This window comes from Actinoplanes sp. L3-i22, assembly GCF_019704555.1.
Lineage (GTDB): Bacteria > Actinomycetota > Actinomycetes > Mycobacteriales > Micromonosporaceae > Actinoplanes.
This window is the reverse complement of the sequence record NZ_AP024745.1, coordinates 7143502-7161407: the sequence shown is the minus strand read 5'-3', so window position 1 is coordinate 7161407 and position 17906 is coordinate 7143502. Positions and strand designations below refer to the sequence as shown.

General features: G+C 71.4%; 17 protein-coding genes. 8 read left to right on the top strand and 9 right to left on the bottom strand.

Annotated elements, in window-relative coordinates; translation table 11 throughout:
• Positions 1-6 precede the first annotated feature (6 nt).
• Both L3i22_RS32235 and L3i22_RS32230 read right to left on the bottom strand, forming a co-directional pair.
• On the bottom strand, positions 7-813 hold the full coding sequence (locus L3i22_RS32235) for an HpcH/HpaI aldolase/citrate lyase family protein (protein ID WP_221321259.1): 807 nt from the start codon (positions 811-813) through the stop codon (positions 7-9).
• Positions 810-1730, bottom strand: a complete 921-nt coding sequence (locus L3i22_RS32230) for a 2-hydroxy-3-oxopropionate reductase (protein WP_255657331.1) — start codon at positions 1728-1730, stop codon at positions 810-812. The genes L3i22_RS32235 and L3i22_RS32230 overlap by 4 nt, the downstream gene beginning before the upstream one ends.
• Before the next feature lie 85 nt (positions 1731-1815).
• On the opposite strand from L3i22_RS32230, the gene L3i22_RS32225 reads away from it, so the two are divergent.
• The gene (locus tag L3i22_RS32225; RefSeq protein WP_221321257.1) at positions 1816-2637 is read left to right on the top strand and encodes an NAD(P)-dependent oxidoreductase; all 822 of its coding nucleotides are present in this window, start codon (positions 1816-1818) and stop codon (positions 2635-2637) included.
• Between the two features lie 34 nt (positions 2638-2671).
• Here the strand turns inward: L3i22_RS32225 and L3i22_RS32220 are convergent, their stop codons facing one another.
• On the bottom strand, positions 2672-3421 hold the full coding sequence (locus L3i22_RS32220; protein WP_255657330.1) for an IclR family transcriptional regulator: 750 nt from the start codon (positions 3419-3421) through the stop codon (positions 2672-2674).
• A gap of 174 nt (positions 3422-3595) precedes the next feature.
• Between L3i22_RS32220 and L3i22_RS32215 the strand changes: the two genes are divergently transcribed.
• The 6 genes from L3i22_RS32215 to L3i22_RS32190 all read left to right on the top strand — a co-directional run bounded on the left by L3i22_RS32215 (position 3596) and on the right by L3i22_RS32190 (position 10829).
• Complete coding sequence (locus L3i22_RS32215) at positions 3596-4921, top strand: sugar ABC transporter substrate-binding protein (RefSeq protein WP_255657329.1); 1326 nt, start codon at positions 3596-3598, stop codon at positions 4919-4921.
• Positions 4918-5838, top strand: coding sequence for a carbohydrate ABC transporter permease (locus L3i22_RS32210; RefSeq protein WP_255657328.1), 921 nt, complete (start codon positions 4918-4920; stop codon positions 5836-5838). The genes L3i22_RS32215 and L3i22_RS32210 overlap by 4 nt, the downstream gene beginning before the upstream one ends.
• A complete protein-coding gene (locus tag L3i22_RS32205) occupies positions 5835-6698 on the top strand; it encodes a carbohydrate ABC transporter permease (RefSeq protein WP_221321255.1) in 864 nt (287 codons plus the stop codon). The genes L3i22_RS32210 and L3i22_RS32205 overlap by 4 nt, the downstream gene beginning before the upstream one ends.
• The gene (locus tag L3i22_RS53860; protein WP_255657327.1) at positions 6695-8092 is read left to right on the top strand and encodes a glucarate dehydratase family protein; all 1398 of its coding nucleotides are present in this window, start codon (positions 6695-6697) and stop codon (positions 8090-8092) included. The genes L3i22_RS32205 and L3i22_RS53860 overlap by 4 nt, the downstream gene beginning before the upstream one ends.
• A gap of 119 nt (positions 8093-8211) precedes the next feature.
• Positions 8212-9246 (top strand): hypothetical protein, encoded by a 1035-nt coding sequence (locus L3i22_RS32195; RefSeq protein WP_221321254.1) that lies wholly within the window; start codon positions 8212-8214, stop codon positions 9244-9246.
• Positions 9247-9257: 11 nt separating this feature from the next.
• On the top strand, positions 9258-10829 hold the full coding sequence (locus tag L3i22_RS32190) for a hypothetical protein (RefSeq protein WP_221321253.1): 1572 nt from the start codon (positions 9258-9260) through the stop codon (positions 10827-10829).
• Positions 10830-10983: 154 nt separating this feature from the next.
• Here the strand turns inward: L3i22_RS32190 and L3i22_RS32185 are convergent, their stop codons facing one another.
• The gene (locus L3i22_RS32185) at positions 10984-11772 is read right to left on the bottom strand and encodes a maleylpyruvate isomerase family mycothiol-dependent enzyme (protein WP_221321252.1); all 789 of its coding nucleotides are present in this window, start codon (positions 11770-11772) and stop codon (positions 10984-10986) included.
• Between the two features lie 578 nt (positions 11773-12350).
• Between L3i22_RS32185 and L3i22_RS32180 the strand changes: the two genes are divergently transcribed.
• Complete coding sequence (locus L3i22_RS32180) at positions 12351-12758, top strand: SPW repeat protein (RefSeq protein ID WP_221321251.1); 408 nt, start codon at positions 12351-12353, stop codon at positions 12756-12758.
• 60 nt (positions 12759-12818) lie between these two features.
• Here L3i22_RS32180 and L3i22_RS32175 read toward each other — a convergent pair whose 3' ends face one another.
• The 5 genes from L3i22_RS32175 to L3i22_RS32155 all read right to left on the bottom strand — a co-directional run bounded on the left by L3i22_RS32175 (position 12819) and on the right by L3i22_RS32155 (position 17861).
• Complete coding sequence (locus L3i22_RS32175; protein WP_221321250.1) at positions 12819-14858, bottom strand: subtype A tannase; 2040 nt, start codon at positions 14856-14858, stop codon at positions 12819-12821.
• Positions 14859-15057: 199 nt separating this feature from the next.
• Positions 15058-15459: a DUF6855 family protein gene (locus L3i22_RS32170; RefSeq protein WP_255657326.1), complete on the bottom strand. Its 402-nt coding sequence runs from the start codon at positions 15457-15459 to the stop codon at positions 15058-15060.
• Between the two features lie 110 nt (positions 15460-15569).
• Complete coding sequence (locus L3i22_RS32165; RefSeq protein WP_221321249.1) at positions 15570-16535, bottom strand: hypothetical protein; 966 nt, start codon at positions 16533-16535, stop codon at positions 15570-15572.
• Positions 16532-16888 carry a GntR family transcriptional regulator gene (locus L3i22_RS32160; RefSeq protein ID WP_221321248.1) on the bottom strand — a complete coding sequence of 119 codons (357 nt, stop codon included), beginning with the start codon at positions 16886-16888 and terminating at the stop codon, positions 16532-16534. The genes L3i22_RS32165 and L3i22_RS32160 overlap by 4 nt, the downstream gene beginning before the upstream one ends.
• A 400-nt stretch (positions 16889-17288) precedes the next feature.
• Positions 17289-17861 (bottom strand): TetR/AcrR family transcriptional regulator, encoded by a 573-nt coding sequence (locus tag L3i22_RS32155; RefSeq protein ID WP_221321247.1) that lies wholly within the window; start codon positions 17859-17861, stop codon positions 17289-17291.
• Positions 17862-17906 lie beyond the last annotated feature (45 nt).

The window sequence follows — 17906 nt, the reverse complement described above, 5'->3', positions numbered from 1 at the left end:
CTGCCATCAGTGGAACGGGCGCAGCTCGCGGACGACGTCGGAGGCGGCCCGGGCCAGCAGGGAGGCGTCCGAGCCGACGCCGACGAAGCGGAAGCCCAGCGCGGTGTGGGCGGCCGCCTGCCGCGCGTCCCCGGCCAGGATGCCGGCGGCGATCCCGGCGTCCTTCGCGGCGGCGAGCACCTGGTCCAGGGCCGCGGTGAACTCCGGCGCGTCGAAGCGACCCGCGCAGCCCAGGTCGGTGGAGAGGTCGCGCGGGCCGACGAAGAGCACGTCGACGCCGGGCACGCCGGCGATCTCCGCGGCCGCGGTCAGCGCGCCGCGGCTCTCGATCTGCACGATTCCGACGACGTGATCGTTCGCGGTCGCCAGGCGGTCGGGGCGCAGGCCGAAGTCGTACACCCGGTTGTAGGTGGCGACGCCGCGGTCGCCCTCGGGTGGGTAGCGCAGGTGCCGCACCGCGGCGCGGACCTCGGCGGCCGATTCGAGGCGGGGGAACATCACGCCGGCCACCCCGGCGTCGAGCAGCCGCCCGGTGCGGATCCGCTCGGCCGACTCGACCCGGGCCAGCATCGGGGTGCGGCGGGCCTCGCCGGCGAGCTGCTGGTGCAGCAGCGCCTGCTCGTCGCCGCCGCCGTGTTCCAGGTCGACCAGCAGCCAGTCGAAGCCGGCCACCGCGCACGCCTCGGTCGCGAGCGCCGAGCCCAGGCCGAGAAACGTGCCGAACAGGGTGTCCCCGGCGGCGAGCCGAGCCCGCAGCCCGCTCATCGACGGCGGGCCGGAGACCTGCGGGCCGGAGGTCTGCGGGCCGCTCATCGGTTACGGCCGGAGAGCTGCTCGACGCCGCGCAGCAGCACCCCGTGGTCGAGGTCGCCGTGGCCCAGGTCGCGGACCGCCTCGATCAGCTGGGCGACCAGCTCGCCGACCGGCAGCGCCACCTTCGCGGAGCGGGCCGCGTCCAGCACGATGCCGAAGTCCTTGTGATGCAGATCGACCCGGAAGCCGGGCTGGAAGCGCCGCTCCAGCATCGCGGCGCCCTTGCGGTCCAGGACGGTGCTGCCGGCCAGGCCGCCGCCGAGCACCCGCAGCCCGCGGGCCGGGTCGACGCCGCTGGCCTCCAGCAGCACGATCGCCTCGGCGACCAGCTCGATGGTGCCGCCGACGACCAGCTGGTTGGCCGCCTTGACGAGCTGCCCGGCGCCGGCCGGCCCGACGTGCGTGATCGTGGTGCCGAGCGCCTCGAACACCGGCCGGGCCCGCTCGAACGCGACGGCCGCGCCACCCACCATGATCGACAGCACCGCGTCGATCGCGCCCTGCTCCCCGCCGGAGACCGGGGCGTCGAGCGCCTGCAGGCTGGCCGCCCCGGCCGCGCTCTCGATCGCCCGGGCGGTCTGCGGCCGGACCGTGCTCATGTCGATCACCAGCGCCCCCGGGTCGGCGTGCTCGATCACCCCGTCCGGGCCGAGCACCACCTCCTCCACGTCGGGGGAGTCGGGCAGCATCGTGATCACCACGTCGGCGCCGCGCACGGCTTCCGCGACCGACGCCGCGTGCCGGCCGCCGGCGGCGACCAGCCGGTCGGTGCCGCCGGGGCGGCGGGTGTGGCCGGCCACGTCGAAGCCGGCCTTCACCAGGTTGTCCGCCATCGGCGCACCCATCACGCCGAGGCCGATGAAGCCGATCGTCCACATATGTAGATGCCTAACGTGTAGTTGGATGCGGCCCAACATAGGAAATAGCTCTGCTTCGGTCAAGCGCCATTTACGTACGAGGATGTCTGTTAGGCTCGGCGACCACCGAGATGGAGGAGTATCGATGCGGATCCTGGTCACCGGCGGCGCCGGCAAGGTCGCCACGTCCTTGCGGACCCGGCTCGCCGCCGACGGGCGGGTGCTGCGGCTGTTCGACGTGGTCCGGCCGCCCGCGATCGACGGCGCGGGCGCCGAGGAGGCCGTGCTCGGCTCGCTCGCCGACCCGGACGCGGTGGCCGCCGCCTGCGCCGACGTGGACGCGATCGTCCACCTCGGTGGCCAGAGCAAGGAGGCGGACGCCGGTGAGGTGCTGCGCTCCAACGCGCTCGGCACCTACCACCTGCTGGAGACCGCGCGCCGCCTGGGCATCACCCGGCTGATGCTGGCCTCGTCGTCGCATGCCGCCGGGTTCCACGTGCGCGACGTCGCGGCGTACCCGGACGGGTTGCCGGCCGATCTGCCGCCGCGCCCGGACACCCTGTACGGCTGGAGCAAGGCCGCCGTCGAGTCCCTGGCCAGTCTCTACGTGGACCGGTTCGGCCTGGACGTGATCTGCGTACGCATCGGATTGTGGTTTCCGACCCCGCCGCAGAACCGCGGCCTGGCCACCTGGCTCTCCCCGGACGACGGCGCCCGCCTGGTCGAGGCGTGCCTGTCCGCGCCGAGCCCCGGCTTCCGGATCGTCTGGGGCGTCAGTCGCAACACCCGCCGCTGGTGGTCGCTCGCGGAGGGTGAGGCGATCGGCTACTTCCCGAAGGACGACGCCGAGGTGTTCGCGGCCGAGCGGATCGCCGAGTTCGGCGAGCCCGACTTCGACGAGAACCCGGAGCTGAACCGGGTCGGATCGTGGTGGTGCGACTGGCCCCTGGCCCAGCGCATGGGCTGATCACTCCGCAGCCGCTGCAGAGGCCGCAAATCTTTCAGCGGATTCCTTCGCGGCGCAGGGTGCGCGCGAGGGCCGAGACGTGCCGGGTCACCGCGTCAGCCACCTGCTGCACGTGTTCGGGGGTGGCCCGGCCGGCCGGCATCGAGCAGGACACCGCGTCGCTGGCCGGGATCCGGTAGCCCACCGCCACCGCCACACAAGCCACCCCCTCGGTGTTCTGCTCCCGCTCGAACGCCCAGCCCCGCTTGCGGACCGCGTCCAGCTCCTCGTGCAGGGCGGACCGGTCGGTGATGCTGCCCGGCCGCATCCCCGCCAGGGCCGGCGGCAGCAGCGCGTCGACCTCGGCCTCGGTCAGCTCGGCGAGCAGCGCCTGCCCGAGCGCGGTCACGTGCGCCGGGAGCCGCCGGCCGACCCGGGACACCCGCCCGCTGGAGTCCCGCGCCTCCCGGCTGGCCAGGTACAACACGTGCGCGTCGTCGCGCCGGGCGTAGTGGAACGTGTACCCCACCTCGCCGCGCAGGTCCTCGATGGTCTCCTGGGCGAACCGCAGCGCCGGGTCGCGGTCCAGATAGGCCGTGCCGGAGAGCAGCGCGTGCGGCCCCACCCCGAACGCCGAGCCGGTCTCGTCCGCCTCCACCCACTTGAGCTCGCGCAACGTCCGCACCAGCGCGTGCAGGCTGGACCGCGGATAGCCCATCCGCTCCTGCAGCTCGGAGAGCGTCAGCCGGGTCGGCGACGCGGCGAGCGTCTCCAGGATCTTCACGGTCCGCTCGGCCGATTTCACCGGTGAGACGTCATTGGCCGCCGTTGATCCGTCGAGAACCGAAGCCATTGATACCCGCCATCACGAAGGTTTGTTTCCAGAGTGTTGACGGTCATCATACCGGCAGCTAGCTTGTCCCTACTCGCGTGACACACACAAAACACGCGTCCATATATGTAGACAGGAGGCAGGCACGTGACTGGTCGGAGAGTGCTCGCGATGGCGGTGACCGCCGCCGTCGCGGCCGGCTGCCTGGTGGCGTGCGGCGGCGACGACAGCGCTGGGTCCGATGCCAAGGCCGAGCTGCAGATCTGGGTCCGCAAGCCGCCCGGCTCCAACACCGAGAAGACCGACCAGCAGCTCGCCGCCGCGTTCACCGCCAAGACCGGCGTGCCCACGAAGGTGACCGCGCTGTTCGACGACTTCGAGACCAAGCTGCAGCAGGCGGCCGCGCAGAAGAGGCTGCCGGACATCGTCATCAACGACACCGACCGGCTCGGCGGCCTGGTCAAGCAGGGCCTGGTCCGCGAGGTCGACCGGCAATCGATCGCCGGGCAGGCCGACCTGACCCCGGCCTCCTGGTCGGCCGCGACCGGCGCGGACGGCAAGATCTACGGCGTCCCGTTCTCGGCGCAGTCGTTCGCCTTGTTCCTCCGCAAGGACTGGCGCGAGAAGCTGGGCCTGCCGGTGCCGAAGAGCTGGGCCGACCTGGACGCGCTGGCCAAGGCGTTCACCACCGGGGATCCGGACGGCAACGGCAAGGCCGACACCTACGGCTACGTCGTCCCCGCCTCCACCAAACGCGGCTACACCTCGTGGTACTTCGCGAGCTTCCTCTTCTCGGCCGGCGGCGACTTCCTCACCGGCACGACCGGCAAACTCACCCCGGCGATCGACAGTCCGCAGGCGCTCGCCGCGACCACCGAGTTCCAGAAGCAGTTCTGCACGGACAAGAGCGTCGTGCCCGGCTCGGTGACCGCCGAGACCACCCAGGCCCACCCGCTCTTCGAGACCGGCAAAGGCGGGATCTATCTGACCGGGCCGTACAACATGGCTCGGTTCGACAAAAACCTCGGCAAGGAGAAATACGAGGTCGTCGCGCTCCCACCGGGCCCCGGCGGCACGAGCGTGTCGCTCGCCGAGGGGGAGAACGTCTACCTGATGGCAGGCTCCGCCAACCCCGAGGGTCAAAACCGATTTGCGACGTACGCCGTTTCGCCCGAAGGTCAGACGCTGGGCATGGCCGGCGACACCGACGGCAACGTGGTGCGCCTGCCGGTGAACAGCAAGGTCGACATGGCCGCCGTCCGCAAGGACACCCGCTGGCAGCTGTTCGCCGGCATCTACCAGAACGGCGCCCGCTACGTCCCGGTGGTGCCGGACTGGACCCCGTTCCGCCAGTCCTCGGCCGACACCCTGAACGCCCTGGTCGCGGACTGCTCGCAAGACCCGAAGGCCGCCCTGGCCGAGCTCGCGAAGACATTTTCCGACGAACTGACCAAGCAGGGAGCCAAGGGGTGACCACCACCCTGGCCGCGCCGCCGGACCGGGTGCGAGCGGCCCCGGCGGCCCGCCGGAGGAAACTTTCCACCAACACGAGCGCATGGCTCTGGCTCGCCCCCGCGCTGATCCTGTTCGCGCTGTTCAAGTTCGTGCCGATGGCCCGGGCGATCAGCATGAGCTTCCAGGAGGTCCGGCCGTACCTCGGCGACCGCTGGGTCGGCCTGGACAACTACCGGACCGTCCTGGGTGACGAGGCGTTCCGCGCCGCGGCCGGCCACACGGTCGTGCTCGCGCTCGGCGAGACCCTCGGCTCGATCGTCGTCGGCCTCGCCCTGGCCCTGCTGCTCGAGGGCACCGCCCGGCACCTGTGGTTCGTCCGCACCGTGGTCTTCCTGCCCACGGTCACCGCGATGGCGGTGGTCGCCGCGCTCTGGCGGATCCTCTACTACCCGGCGCCGGACGGCGCGCTCAACTCGGTGCTGGGCTGGATCGGACTCGGCCCCGGGCAGTACCTCGACTCGCCGCACACGTCACTGTGGTCGGTGATGGCGGTCGGGATCTGGCGCGGTGCCCCGTACGACATGATGATCTTCATTGCCGGGCTGGCCGGCGTCGACCGCACCCTCTACGAGGCCGCCGCGGCCGACGGCGCGGGGCCGCTGCGGCGCCTCTGGCACGTGGCGTTCCCGGCGATGCGCGCGGTGTTCGGCATCGTGCTCACCCTCGCCGCGATCCGCGGCCTGCGCGTCTTCACCGAGATCTTCCTGCTCACCAACGGTGGCCCGAACGGCTCCACCGAGGTGGTGATGACGCTGGTCTACAAGCTCGGCCTGGAGCGCAACGAGCTGGGCGTCGCGTCGGCCGGCTCGATGTTGCTGCTGGTGGCCACGGTCGGGCTGACATTGCTGGCGCAGCTGCTGAGGCGGCGGTCGTGAGGCAGCTCGACACGGCGCTGGGGCTCGGCGCGGTCCGCGGGCCGCTCGGCCGGATCATCAAAATCGGACTGTACGCCCTGGTGGTCTTCGTCTTCGCCGGGCCGCTGCTGGCGTTGCTGGTCAGCGCGTTCGGCCGGGTCACCGATCCGACGAAGCTGTCGCTGATCCCGCACGACCTGACCCTGGACAACTTCCGCACCGCGGTCGACCAGGGGGTGCTCCACTACCTGGCGAACTCGCTGATCGTGGTCGGGGGCGGCCTGCTGCTGCAGATGGCGGTCAGTGTCACGGCTGCGTATGCGCTGGCCCGTAAGCAATTTCCGGGCGTACGCCTGATCCTGTTTCTGATCCTCTCGACCATGATGTTGCCGGAGGAGATTCTTGCCATTCCGCTGTCGTTGGTGCTTTCCGACGTGCCGATCGTGCACGTCAACCTGGTCGGCAGCCTGGCCGGGATGATCGTGCCGGTCGGCGCGTGGGCGTTCGCGATCCTGGTGATGACCGAGTTCATGCGCGACGTGCCGATCGAGCTGGAGGAGGCGGCCCGCATCGACGGCGCCGGTGACCTGCGGATCTTCTGGTCGGTGATCCTGCCGGTGTGCCGGCCGGCGCTCGGTGTGCTCGGCATCTTCGGCTTCACGATGATCTGGGACCAGTACATCCTGCCGCTGCTGGTCGCCTCCGACGCGCAGCAGTTCACGCTGGCCCTGGCGTTGCGCAGCCTGCGCGCCGACGAGCAGGTCGGCACCGGCGTGCTGATCGCGTCGGCGCTGCTCGCGTTGTTGCCGTCGGTGGTGGTCTTCCTGGCGCTGCAGCGCCAGTTCATGCGCGGTCTGACTTCAGGAGCGATCAAAGGATGACTTTTGTACGTTCGGTGACCGTCACCCCGGTCGCGTTCCCCGACCCGCCGTTGTTGAATTCCGCCGGCGTGCACCAGCCGTGGGCGTTGCGCGCGATCGTGCAGGTAATTTCCACCGACGGGACGGTCGGGCTGGGAGAAACCTACGGCGACGCGCCGCACCTGGCGTTGTTGGCGCAAGCCGCGGCGGCGTTGCCTCGTCTGGACATTTTCGATTTAGCGGGACTTGTCCGGAAAATCAGCTTGATTCTCGGAGTCGTCGACGCTCCGGATCGGCACGGTCTCACGGGTGACTCCACCGCCGCCAAGACCCTGGCCCGGGTGGTCTCGCCGTTCGAGGTCGCCCTGCTCGACCTGCAGGGACAAGCGATCGGGCGCCCGGTGTACGACCTGCTCGGCGGCAAGGTCCGCGACCGGGTGCCGTTTTCGGCCTACCTGTTCTACAAGTGGGCCGGCCATCCCAGCGCCGCCCCGGCCGCCCGAGGCCCGGTCCCTGACCCGGACGTCGCTCGGGGCCCGGCCTCCGAGCCGGGCGCGTGGGAATCAGCCTCCGAGCCGGGCGCGTGGGAATCAGCCTCCGAGCCGGGCGCGTGGGGATCAGCCACCGAGCCGGACGCGTGGGGACCGGCGCTCGACCCGGCCGGGATCGTCGCTCAGGCCCGCACCATGATCGACCGGTACGGCTTCGAGTCGATCAAGCTCAAGGGCGGCGTGTTCCCGCCAGACGAGGAGATCGCGGCGATCCGGGCACTCCGCGACGCGTTCCCCGGCCTGCCGCTGCGCCTCGACCCGAACGCCGCATGGACCCCGGAGACGTCGATCAAGGTCGCCGAGGAGACCGCCGGCCTGCTCGAATACCTGGAGGACCCGACCGGCGGGCTGTCCGGCATGGCGACGGTCGCCGCGCTCGCGCCGATGCCGCTCGCCACCAACATGTGCGTGGTCGCCTTCGCCGACCTGCCCGAGGCGATCCGGCGGAACTCGGTCCAGGTCGTGCTCGCCGACCATCACTACTGGGGCGGGCTGCGGGCCTGCGCCGAGCTCGCCGCGATCTGCCGCACCTGGGGCATCGGCGTATCCATGCATTCCAACAGCCATCTCGGCATCAGCCTGGCCGCGATGGTCCATCTGGCGGCGTCGACCCCGTTGCTGACATACGCCGTCGACACCCACACGCCATGGCAGTCCGGGGTGGACGTAGTGGCGGACCCGCTGCCGATCACCGGGGGAGCGGTGACCGTGCCCGACCGGCCGGGGCTGGGCGTGACCCTCGACGAGGACGCACTCGCGAGGCTGCACGAAAATTACCTGCGGTGCGGCATCACCGAACGCGACGACACCAAGTACCGGCAGCAGTTCGAGCCGGACTACGTAAAACGGCGCCCCCGATGGTGAGCGGTGGTTCTTTTCCCACGGCGGCCGGTGGTTTCTTTCCCACGGCGGCTGGTGGTTTCTTTCCTACGGCGAGCGGTGGTTTCTTTCCTGCGGCGAGCGGCCACGCGTATCCCTGGGATGTGCTCGGCGATCCAGGGTTCCTCGACCGGGCACCGCAGCGCGTCACCCTCGCGGCCGCCTACCACTCGACCCGGGCCGCGACGCCGATGCACCCCGCGCACCGGATCGTCGACGCGCGCTGGGCGGCGCTCTACCGCCCGGTCCGCGAGGCGGCGTGGAAGGGCCAGAACTTGCGGCCCCTCCCACCCACCTGGGTGTCCTCGCCGGACGCGTTCGGCGACGCGGCCCGGCTGCTCAAGCGGGCCGGGCGCGAGGTCAGCGCGTGGATCGTGCTGACGCACAACACCCGGCTCGGGACGCTGAGGCCCGACGTCGCGGTGGAAAATTCCTTCGGCGAGATCTATCCGTACGCACTGTGCCCCGCCCACCAGGAGGTCCGCGACCACGCGGCCACCCTCGCCGCGGAAGCCGTCCTGGACCTGGACCTCGACGGAGTCTCCCTGGAAGCGTGCGGTCAACTGGGCGTCAGCCATCTCGGCCACCACGAGAAGACCGACGGCGCCTTCTCCGCGGAGACCGCCCGCCTGCTGTCGATCTGCTGCTGCACCGCCTGCCGCCGCGCGTGGACGGACGCCGGCCTCGACCCGTCCGCCGTCGTCGCCGCGCTGCGTGCCGGGAACCCGTCCGACGAGGTGTTGTCGACGGTGCTGGAGATCCGGCACCGGCACACCGACCTGCTGCGCGCGCAGGTTCTCGCCGGGACCGCCGGGCTGCCGGTCACGCTGCATGCCCACCCGGACCCGTGGGCGACCGGCCCCTCGCCCGGCCTGACCCCGGCCGCGGCCGCCGCGACCTCCGGCGTCGACACGCTGCTCGTGCCGTGCTGGCCACCGGGCTCGGCGGATCTGGTGCGCGCCGCGGCCCAGCACGGCAAACCCGTCGACGCCTACGTCACCCTGCTGCACCCCATGGCACCCGACGAGGTCCGCCCGCACGTCCAGGCCCTGCGGGCCGCGGGCGCGACCCGGCTGAGCCTGTACCACCTGGGCCTCGCTCCCGCCTGGCGTCAGGAACTTTTCACCGCCCTCGACTGACGGAGTCCACCGTGTTCCGCAAAGCAGCGGCCCTCGCCGCCGTCGGCTTCACCGTCCTCGCCGCCTCCCCCGTCCACGCCTCCACCCCCACCGCCTCGTCCGCTCCGGGTTCCCCTTCCGCCGCCACCACCACCACCACCACCGCCACCGGCAGTGGCACCGCGCTCGCCGCCGCCAGCACCGCCGCCACCGGCAGTGGCACTTCGCTCGCCGCCGGCACCGCCGTCGTGACCATCGACGCCACGCATCCCGCCGGGCGCCTGGCCGCCGACGCCGTCGGCCTGTCGTTCGAGATGCGTGAGCTCGGCATCGGCAACCTCGACCCGGCCCGGGGCAACATGGCCCAGCTGATGCGCACGCTCGGTCCCAGCAACCTGCGGATCGGCGGCAACACCCTGGACCGCGACACCCTCTGGGTACCGGCCGGCCAGTCACCCCCGGACCCCAAGCCCACCTGGGTCGAGGACGTCGTCACCCCGAACGACCTCCAGCGCCTGCGCGGCCTGCTCGACACCACCGGCTGGAAGGCCGAGGTCGGCGTCAACGTCGGCCGCTGGGATCCGGCGCTCGCCGCCGACCAGGTCCGCGCGATGGACCGGATCCTCGGAAAACGCCTGCTCGCGGTCGAGTGCGGCAACGAGCCGGACCAGTGGGAGGGCAAGGCGCTGCGCCCGCCCGGCTACGCGTACCCGCAGTACCACGCGGACTGGTCAGCCTGCGCGGACGTCGTCGCCCACGACGGCACCGCCCGCGACCGCATCGCCGGCCCGGACACCGCCGGCACCTCGTCGTCGTGGGCGTCGTCGCTCGCCGCCGACGAGCACGACCGGATGAGCATGCTGACCGTCCACCAGTACGCGTCCGGCCCGGACCTCACCATCGACCGGATGCTCGCCCCCGCCCAGATCACGTCGCAGCTCAACGCGGTCGCCGGCAACCTGGCCGCGGCCACCGCCAACGGCCTGCCGATGCGGGTGGACGAGGCGAACTCGGCGTACAGCGGCGGCGTGGACGGCGTCAGCAACAAATACGCCTCCGCGCTCTGGGTGATCGATTACGGACTGTCGATGGCCCAGGCCGGTATGTCCGGCGTCAACATCCACGGCGGCCTCGGCGTCTGCAACGACCCGATCTGGAACGGCAAGTTCCAGCGCTACACCCCGATCTGCGCCTCGAGCAAAGCCTACGAACTGGCCCAGCAGTACAAGGTGATGCCGATCTACTACGGCATCTGGATGGCCCGCCAGATGGGCCCGGGCCGCTTCCTGCCCATCAAGATCAACACCGACAAGAACATTTCGGCGTACGCGGTGAGGGGCGACGACGGACACACCCGCATCGCCCTGATCCACAAGGACAGCACCGCCCCGGTCGACGTCACCCTGACCGTCGGCGGCCGGAACCGCCCCGCCTCGGTCCTGGCGATGACCGGCCCCGCCCTCGACCAGGAGCCCACCGCAATCCAGGGCGCAACCGTCGACGCGGCCGGCCGCTTCCACCCGACCCCGTCCCCGGCCCACGTCACCACCGGCACGCTCACCCTGACCGTAGGCCCGGCCAGCGCCGTCGTGGTGACCTTGTGAGCCGAGCCGAGCCGAGCCGAGCCGAGCCGAGCCGCGCCGCGCCGCGCCGCCCGGTGCCGTCGTGGTGACCTCGTGAGCCGAGCATCGCGCCGCTGTCCTCCGTCGCCCGCGCCGGCCGCGTCAGGCGGGAACGGTCCCGCCTGACGCCGACCGGTCAGAAGCCGGGGAAGGTGGTGCGCAGCTCGTCGAGCGAGATGTTGCCGGTCGTGTCGGTGCCAGCCGGGGTGTACTGCGGCGCCAGGCGCCCGTAGATGAGCCGGATCACGGCCTCCAGCGGCCCGTCGAACGTCGCGGTCGCCGGAACGTCCTCGGTCGTGAGGCGGGCCTGGTCGTCGAGGACGATCCGATACGGCGTCTTGGCGACCTCGACGACCGCGGACTCGCGCTCCGCCGCCGGCTTGCCGATGAAGCCGAGCAGGAAGCTGATCCCGGCGCTCAGGTGCTCGGCGAGCAGCTGAGCGGACTCGTCGGACAGCGCCGCCGCCGGGTCGACGCCGGCCCGGACGTCCCAGTTGTGCAGCACGACCTCGCTCAGCCGCATCGCCGCGAACGACGCGAGCGACAGCGGCTCGGGCAGGAACCCGATGTCGACCTTGAGGTCCTCGTGACGGTCCTCCGGAATGGACTCCAGGGCGGCGACCAGCGCCTCGTCGGAGGCCAGCCAGCCGGCCGCCTGGTCCTGCGGGCTGAGCGCGTTCCACCGGTCCCAGATGCCCTGGTTGAAGCCGGGCCCGGGCTTCTCGGTCTCGCCCAGCGCCGCGCGGAGACCGCCGAGGGTGATCTCGGCGCCGCTGCCCAGGTGCGAGAGGACGTCGGCGACGGTCCACTCGGAGGCGGCGGACGGCCCGGTGAGTTGATCGGTGGTGAGCGAGGGGACCGTGCCAGCGAGGGTGTCGTGCTCACTGCGCAGGGCCGCGATCGTGCGGCCGGCAAGGGTCGTCATTCCCCAGAGCCTAGTTCCGCCCGCGCCGGCTCGGGCAGAGGGCGCGGCGAGCCCACCACCCAGCCGCGCTCCGAGTCACCACGAAAGGCCGCGATGCGGGCGGCGACGACAGGCTGCGATCCGCGCCACGAACGCCGGGCGGCGACGACAGGCCGCGTTCCGTGCCACGAACGCCGGGCGGCGACGACAGGCCGCGTTCCGTGCCACGAACGCCGGGCGGCGACGACAGGCCGCGATCCGTGCCACGAACGCCGGGCGGCGACGACAGGCCGCGTTCCGCGCCACGGAACGCCGGGTCGCGACGATGGGCCGCGATCCGCGCCACGGAAGGCAGGGCCGCGACGACAGAGGGCGATGAAAGGCCGCGACAAAGCGCCGGGATCCGGGCCGGGCCGAAAGAGGGCCGCGACCAAGCGGGTCGCCGACCGGCGTGGCGGAATCGCGCCGAACGGGCGCCGTCGCGTGGGAAGCTCTCGTCAGAGTCCGGCGGCCGCATCGCAACGGGGAGAGCCATGCACCTCAGTCCACCTCTACGACACTGGCACCCGATCCGCGACGGGCGGCGGGCGGTGGCCGAGATGAGCCACACCCCCAGCGAACTGCTCGTGGTGGCCGCGGTCTGGCTGACCGTCGCACCCCTGGTCTTCGACCATCACGTGGCGGTGGCGACCTACGCCGCCTGGAGCGACGTCCTCGCCGGCCTGACCTTGGTGGCCCTCGGCTACCTGCGCGCCGTGCACCCGGCCGGGACCACCCGGCTGAGCCTGGTGGCCGCGGTCATCGGCGCCTGGGTGATGATGTCGCCGTTCGTCCGCGGCTACTCCCACGTACCCGCGGTGACCTGGAACGACCTGGTGACCGGCGCGGTCGTGATCGCGCTCGGCGCGGCCGGCTGGTGGACCAGCAGCGCCCAGCGGGCGTCGGAGAGCTGGATCCGGGAGATCGAGAAGGCCCGGGCCCGGCGAAGCCAGCGAGGCTATCGGTAAAAACCTTTTGCGGGTACGGCGTGGGCACCGCCCACGCCGTACCCGGCAATGGTGTTGGTTTTATTTTGCGACGGTGCTTTTTACCCAGGCGATGAAGTTGGTCGTCGCCTCGCCGGTGCGCTCGGCCATGGTGTGGCCCAGCCCCCAGACGGTGGCGAAGTCGACGTCGCCGACGCCGTAGTTCTGCAGCGCGAGCGCCAGGTTGACCTCGGTCGTGTTGGCGGTGTCGCCCTGCATGATGCCGGTGCGGATCCGCCAGTGCTTGGCGACCGTGCTCTTCTGGTAACCGGCGTAGGCGGCGTTCAGGTAGTAGAGCGGGGTGTACGCGTTGACCCGGGCCGCCATCGCCTGACCCACGGTGTCGGTCTTGGCGAAATCGGTCGTGTAGGCCGACGAGGCGAAATCTTCCTTCCAGCCGGAGAGCTTCGCGAAGGCGGCCTCGTTGGCGGCGGTGACCTGCTCGGCGACCGGGGAGAAGTGCAGCCCGGCGGTGCCGCTGCCGAAGACGACGTTCTCGCCGACGGTGCGATCCGGGCCGTCGAACGCGCCGACCGCCTTGGAAGGAACTTTCTGGCTCTTGGCGAAACCTGCCAGGCTGGTCACCTTCGCGGTGTTGGTGGCCGCGTCGTAGGTGGCCCACTGGCCGGTGCTGTTCAGGTGCTTGAAGTACTCCGCGACCGTCTTGTAGGTGGTCGTGTCGGTCTGCTGCCCGTTGCCACCGGGCATCCCGCCACCCGCCGCCCCGCTCGGCATCCCGGCGCCACCGGGCACCGCACCGCTCGGCAGCCCCGCGCCGCCAGGAACCGCGCCACCCGCCGCCCCGCTCGGCAGCCCCGCGCCGCCAGGAACCGCGCCACCCGCCGCCCCGCTCGGCAGCCCCGCACCGCCAGGGACCGCGCCACCCGCCGCACCGCTCGGCAGCCCCGCGCCACCAGGGACGGCACCACCGGGCGCGGCGCCACTCGGCATCCCCGCGCCGCCCGGAGCCCCGCCGCCCGGAGCCCCGCCGCCGCCCGGCGTCATCCCCGCCATGAACGAGTTCGACGGCGTGTACGGGAACTTCGTGTCCTTCAGGAAGTTGTTCAGCGACTCGTTGATCACCTTGACCAGGTAGTCGTAGTAACTGCCGGCCAGATACACGCCGTCGGAACTCTTCTCCAGCGACAACGTCTTGCCAGCGGAATCCTTCAGGCCGAGCTTGTTCTGGTGCGCGGCGAAAGCTTTCGCCAACTCGGTCGAGTAACTCTTCGTCCAGGTCCCGTCCGCCCGGGTGTCGGCCGTCGAGAACTGCCCGAGGTTCCACTCGTAGGACGCGTTCGCGTAGTCCAGGCTGGTGATCGGGCACCAGCACATCGCCCCGGCCACCGCGTCACTGATCGTCGCGCCGCTCGCGTCCGTCATGGCGGCACCGAGGCTCTCGAGATACGGCGTGTACAGCTCGCTGTCCCCGGACGACCCCATCACCGCCGACTGCGCCCCACCACCGCTCATCCCGAACACCACGATCCGGTCCCGGCTGCCCGGGATCGTGGCGGCGTTGTAGCGCACGTAGCGCACCGCGGCCTTCAGGTCGGTGACCCCCCACGGCGCGTTGCCGGCGTAGCCGTCGCCGTTGCTGTCCTTGCCGCGCAGGCCCGGGTGCACGTAGACGTAGCCGGCCGCCATGTACTCCGAGACGGTGTCGAAGCTGTACTCGGTCAGCGGCTTCTGCGCGGCGTAGCCCGGCGTGTTGACCGGCAGCACGATCGGCGCGGTCGCCGCGGTGAAATCACCGACCGTCCCGGTGGAATTTACCTTCACCGTGTACGTGCCGTCACTGTTCTTCGTCCCGGTGAAGAATTTTCCCGGCACGAAGACGCTGAGTGATTCGTAATCGGTCGCGGCCGGCTTGGTGACGTAATACCGGCCGATCTGGTAATAGACGTCGTTCGTCGCGTCGTAACTCCAGGTCGCCGCGCTGAACGCCAGCGACCCGGTGCCGGACCCGGCGGGAGCGCTCGGGGACGAGTCATTGTCGTCGCTGCACCCGGCCAGGCCCAGCACGCCGATCGCCGAGGCCGCGGTGGCGCCTTGAAGGAGGGTTCGCCTGCGCAGTGCCATGGTGGGGGTCTCTCTCTCGGGGAGGCGGCAGCCGTGAACAGGGAATGGTGTGAATCGCCTGTGAATCAGCTGTCCGGCGATTCTGAATTCCGTTGTCCGCGAGCCCGGATATGTCGTCTCAGGCTCGTCAAGCGTGCCGTTTCCGGGAGCCCGAGGCATCCACCGGCAGCAGTTATTGCGACTACCACTCCAGTAGTAGTCAGACGGCTCGCACGCGGTTGTTGCGGGCGTCGTGGGTGAGCTCGGCCAGGCCCAACTCCTCCAGCAGCGGGGGCAGGTACATGCCGAACCGGCCGCGGTAGCCCTTGCGCAGGCCGTACCAGCCGCCGACCGGATTGCCGGGGGAGCGGCCCCACGCCTCGACGGTGCCGTCGGTGACCGGCTTGTTCTCGTCGGCGGCACCGAGTGGCACCCAGTCACCCTGTTCGCGCAGCCAGGCGTGCAGGTCCTCGACGGCCCGCGCCAGGTAGGAAAGTTTCGTCGCGCCGACCTGGCAGACGAGCGCGGCGGGGTCGGCGTCCGGGTCGCGATACATCGTGTAGGCCGAGGATCCGGGCGGGGTCCGCAGCGCCCACGGGTCGTCCTTGGTGCCGGTTGCCATGCCCCCGACTCTAGGCTCGCGGGGCCTCCGGCAAGGCACTTCCACGCGGCACGATCAGGTAAAACGCGGTTCGCCGGCGCCCGGACGTGCGGCGCCGGCGAACCGGACGGTCACCGTCGTGCGCGGTCCGCCAGCGTGTTCAGCAGGGCGGCGCCGGTGGCGGCGTCGTCGACGGTCACCACGAACGAGCGCCCCCCGCTGCGCTCGACGAGCAGGCCGTCACCGGAGCGCAGCACCACCCCGACCCGGCCGCCGCGGCCGACCCGCCAGCCCCAGCCGCCGAACTGGCGCACCGGCCGGACCTCGGTCACCGACGCGCGCTCCACCTCGTCCGCCGGCACGTGCGTGCCCGGCCAGCCGACCAGCGAGCGCACCGTGAGACCGGTCGTGTCGACCCGGACGGTGAACGCGAACATCGCCGTGAACAGGCCCGCGAGCAGGACCGGGACGACCAGCAGCGCCCACTCCCGCAGCGCGACGGCAAGCAGGAAGGTAAGCACCGTCGCGATCGCGCCGACGACCAGACCGGGACCACCGTCGGCGCGGCGGATCCAGACCGCGCGCTCGCCGTCGGCCAGGCCGAGGCGCGGGGCGTCGGCGGCGACCGGCTCGGTGGCCGGCACGTGCGGGTCGTCCCGCACGAGCAGCGCCGCGACCACGGCCGGGATCAGCGGGAGGACGATGGTGGCGGCGACCGCCCACCCCCGTACCGAAGCCTGGTTCGGATCTTGCAAATGACGCTGGGCACCGGCCGTGACCAGCAGCAGGCCGGCGCCGAGCCCGCCCATCCAGACGGTGGACGCGGCGACCATGCGGCGGGTGATCACCGCGCTGCCCCAGAACCAGGCGATCGCTCCGAAAAGGACACACCCCGCGATCACCAGGGTTGCCGCGGTGAGCAGCAGAGCATTCAAAGACATGAATTCATTTGGTACGGAGGAGCCGGCCCGCCAGTGCGTGGCCAGCGGGTCCGGCAGCGTGTCGCGCCAGCTCAGCACGGTCGCGGCACCGGCGGAGAAAAGTGCCAGCGCGGCAACGGAGGACCACAGTGGAGTCCGCCAGTGATGGTTGGTCATCGGCTCATCGCCTCCTTAAGGAGCACGGTCAGGGTTTCGGGGGAAAGTTTCGCCTCGCGCGCGGCGCTGACCAGGGCGGACAGCGCGTTCTCGACGGGCGAGAGGTCGGTGGCGGCGCGGCTGGTGACGACCGCGCCGCGCCCCCGGCGCAGCTCGATCAGGCCTTCGTCACGCAGCTGCTGGTAGGCCTTGAGGACGGTGTGGACATTGAGATCAAGCGATTCCGCGAGCTCGCGGGCCGCCGGAAGCCGATCGCCGGGCGCGAGATCGCGACGGGCGGCGGCGAGATGCACCTGCGCGACGAGCTGCGTATACAGCGGCTCGTCGCTCGCCGGGTCGATCCTCCAGAGCATGTAACTGACTCTAGTTGTTATAGGTGAACTAGAACAAGTGCGGCAGATCAAGATCTTTGAATTCATGTCCTGGGCTGCGGCCGATAACTGATCGTCGCTCCCGCGGGGACCCTTCCGGGCTTCGCAGGGCGCTGGCGCGCCCTGAACGCGAAGCCCTCCAGGGCGACGTCCGAGGGTGGTTGCGGTAAAAAGAACCAACGCCCGCCGGCGGCCGCTCCAGGCCCAGCCGCGCTCCAAGCCCAGCCGTGCCCCGGCCCAGCCCGGCTTGGCCGCGCCCCAGCGTGGCCGTGCCCCGGCCGCGCCCATCCCGGCCCGGTCGCGCCCATCCCGGCCCGGCTTCGTCCTTCCGCGTCCGGCTTCGTCCTTCCGTGCCCGGCTGGCTGTCCCGGGGGGCTTGGGATTAGCTGAGGGCGGCGCTTGCCGCGCGGAGTTCGTCGAGGGCCGCCCGTGCGTAGGGCGCCATGTCGTCGTCCGGGTTCCCGTCGGACCAGGCGGCGTAGGCGCGCTTGAACGCGAGGAGTCCCAGCTCGCCGGCGAGCGCCGCGGTCGCGTCCGGGACGCCGCGGGCGACCAGGGCGGCGGTCATGGCCGCCGCGAGGCTGACGCTCTTGAGCGCGTCCCGCTCCCGGAGCTCGGCGCTGGCGGCGACGGCGGCCTTCATTCGGGGTGCGATCTCGCGGCTCATCGGGCCCATCGCGCCGGACGCGCGCTCCAGCCCGGCGGCGACCGCGTCGAGCGGGCTCGCCCCGGCCGGCGCCTCCGCGATGCCCTCGGCCAGCAGCCGGCTCAGTGTCTCCTGCCCGGCGACCAGCAGCTCCCGCTTGTCCGGGAAGTGCCGGAAGAACGTGCTCTTGGTGACCCCGGCCCGCTCGGTGATCTGCGCGACCGTGGTGGCGTCGTACCCCTGCTCGGTGAAGAGCTCGACGGCCGCCATGACCAGGCGTTCGCGTGCGCCGGGTTCCCATCGAGCCATGTGGCCATCATAGATGATGGGACTCTTGTCCCATCACTCTGGTAC

Coding starts and splice junctions, on each gene's coding strand:
- L3i22_RS32165 (WP_221321249.1), bottom strand. CDS start 16,535: ATGACCAACCATCACTGGCGGACTCCACTGTGGTCCTCCGTTGCCGCG.
- L3i22_RS32235 (WP_221321259.1), bottom strand. CDS start 813: ATGAGCGGCCCGCAGACCTCCGGCCCGCAGGTCTCCGGCCCGCCGTCG.
- L3i22_RS32230 (WP_255657331.1), bottom strand. CDS start 1,730: ATGTTGGGCCGCATCCAACTACACGTTAGGCATCTACATATGTGGACG.
- L3i22_RS32155 (WP_221321247.1), bottom strand. CDS start 17,861: ATGGCTCGATGGGAACCCGGCGCACGCGAACGCCTGGTCATGGCGGCC.
- L3i22_RS53860 (WP_255657327.1), top strand. CDS start 6,695: ATGACTTTTGTACGTTCGGTGACCGTCACCCCGGTCGCGTTCCCCGAC.
- L3i22_RS32175 (WP_221321250.1), bottom strand. CDS start 14,858: ATGGCACTGCGCAGGCGAACCCTCCTTCAAGGCGCCACCGCGGCCTCG.
- L3i22_RS32160 (WP_221321248.1), bottom strand. CDS start 16,888: ATGCTCTGGAGGATCGACCCGGCGAGCGACGAGCCGCTGTATACGCAG.
- L3i22_RS32180 (WP_221321251.1), top strand. CDS start 12,351: ATGAGCCACACCCCCAGCGAACTGCTCGTGGTGGCCGCGGTCTGGCTG.
- L3i22_RS32170 (WP_255657326.1), bottom strand. CDS start 15,459: ATGGCAACCGGCACCAAGGACGACCCGTGGGCGCTGCGGACCCCGCCC.
- L3i22_RS32185 (WP_221321252.1), bottom strand. CDS start 11,772: ATGACGACCCTTGCCGGCCGCACGATCGCGGCCCTGCGCAGTGAGCAC.
- L3i22_RS32225 (WP_221321257.1), top strand. CDS start 1,816: ATGCGGATCCTGGTCACCGGCGGCGCCGGCAAGGTCGCCACGTCCTTG.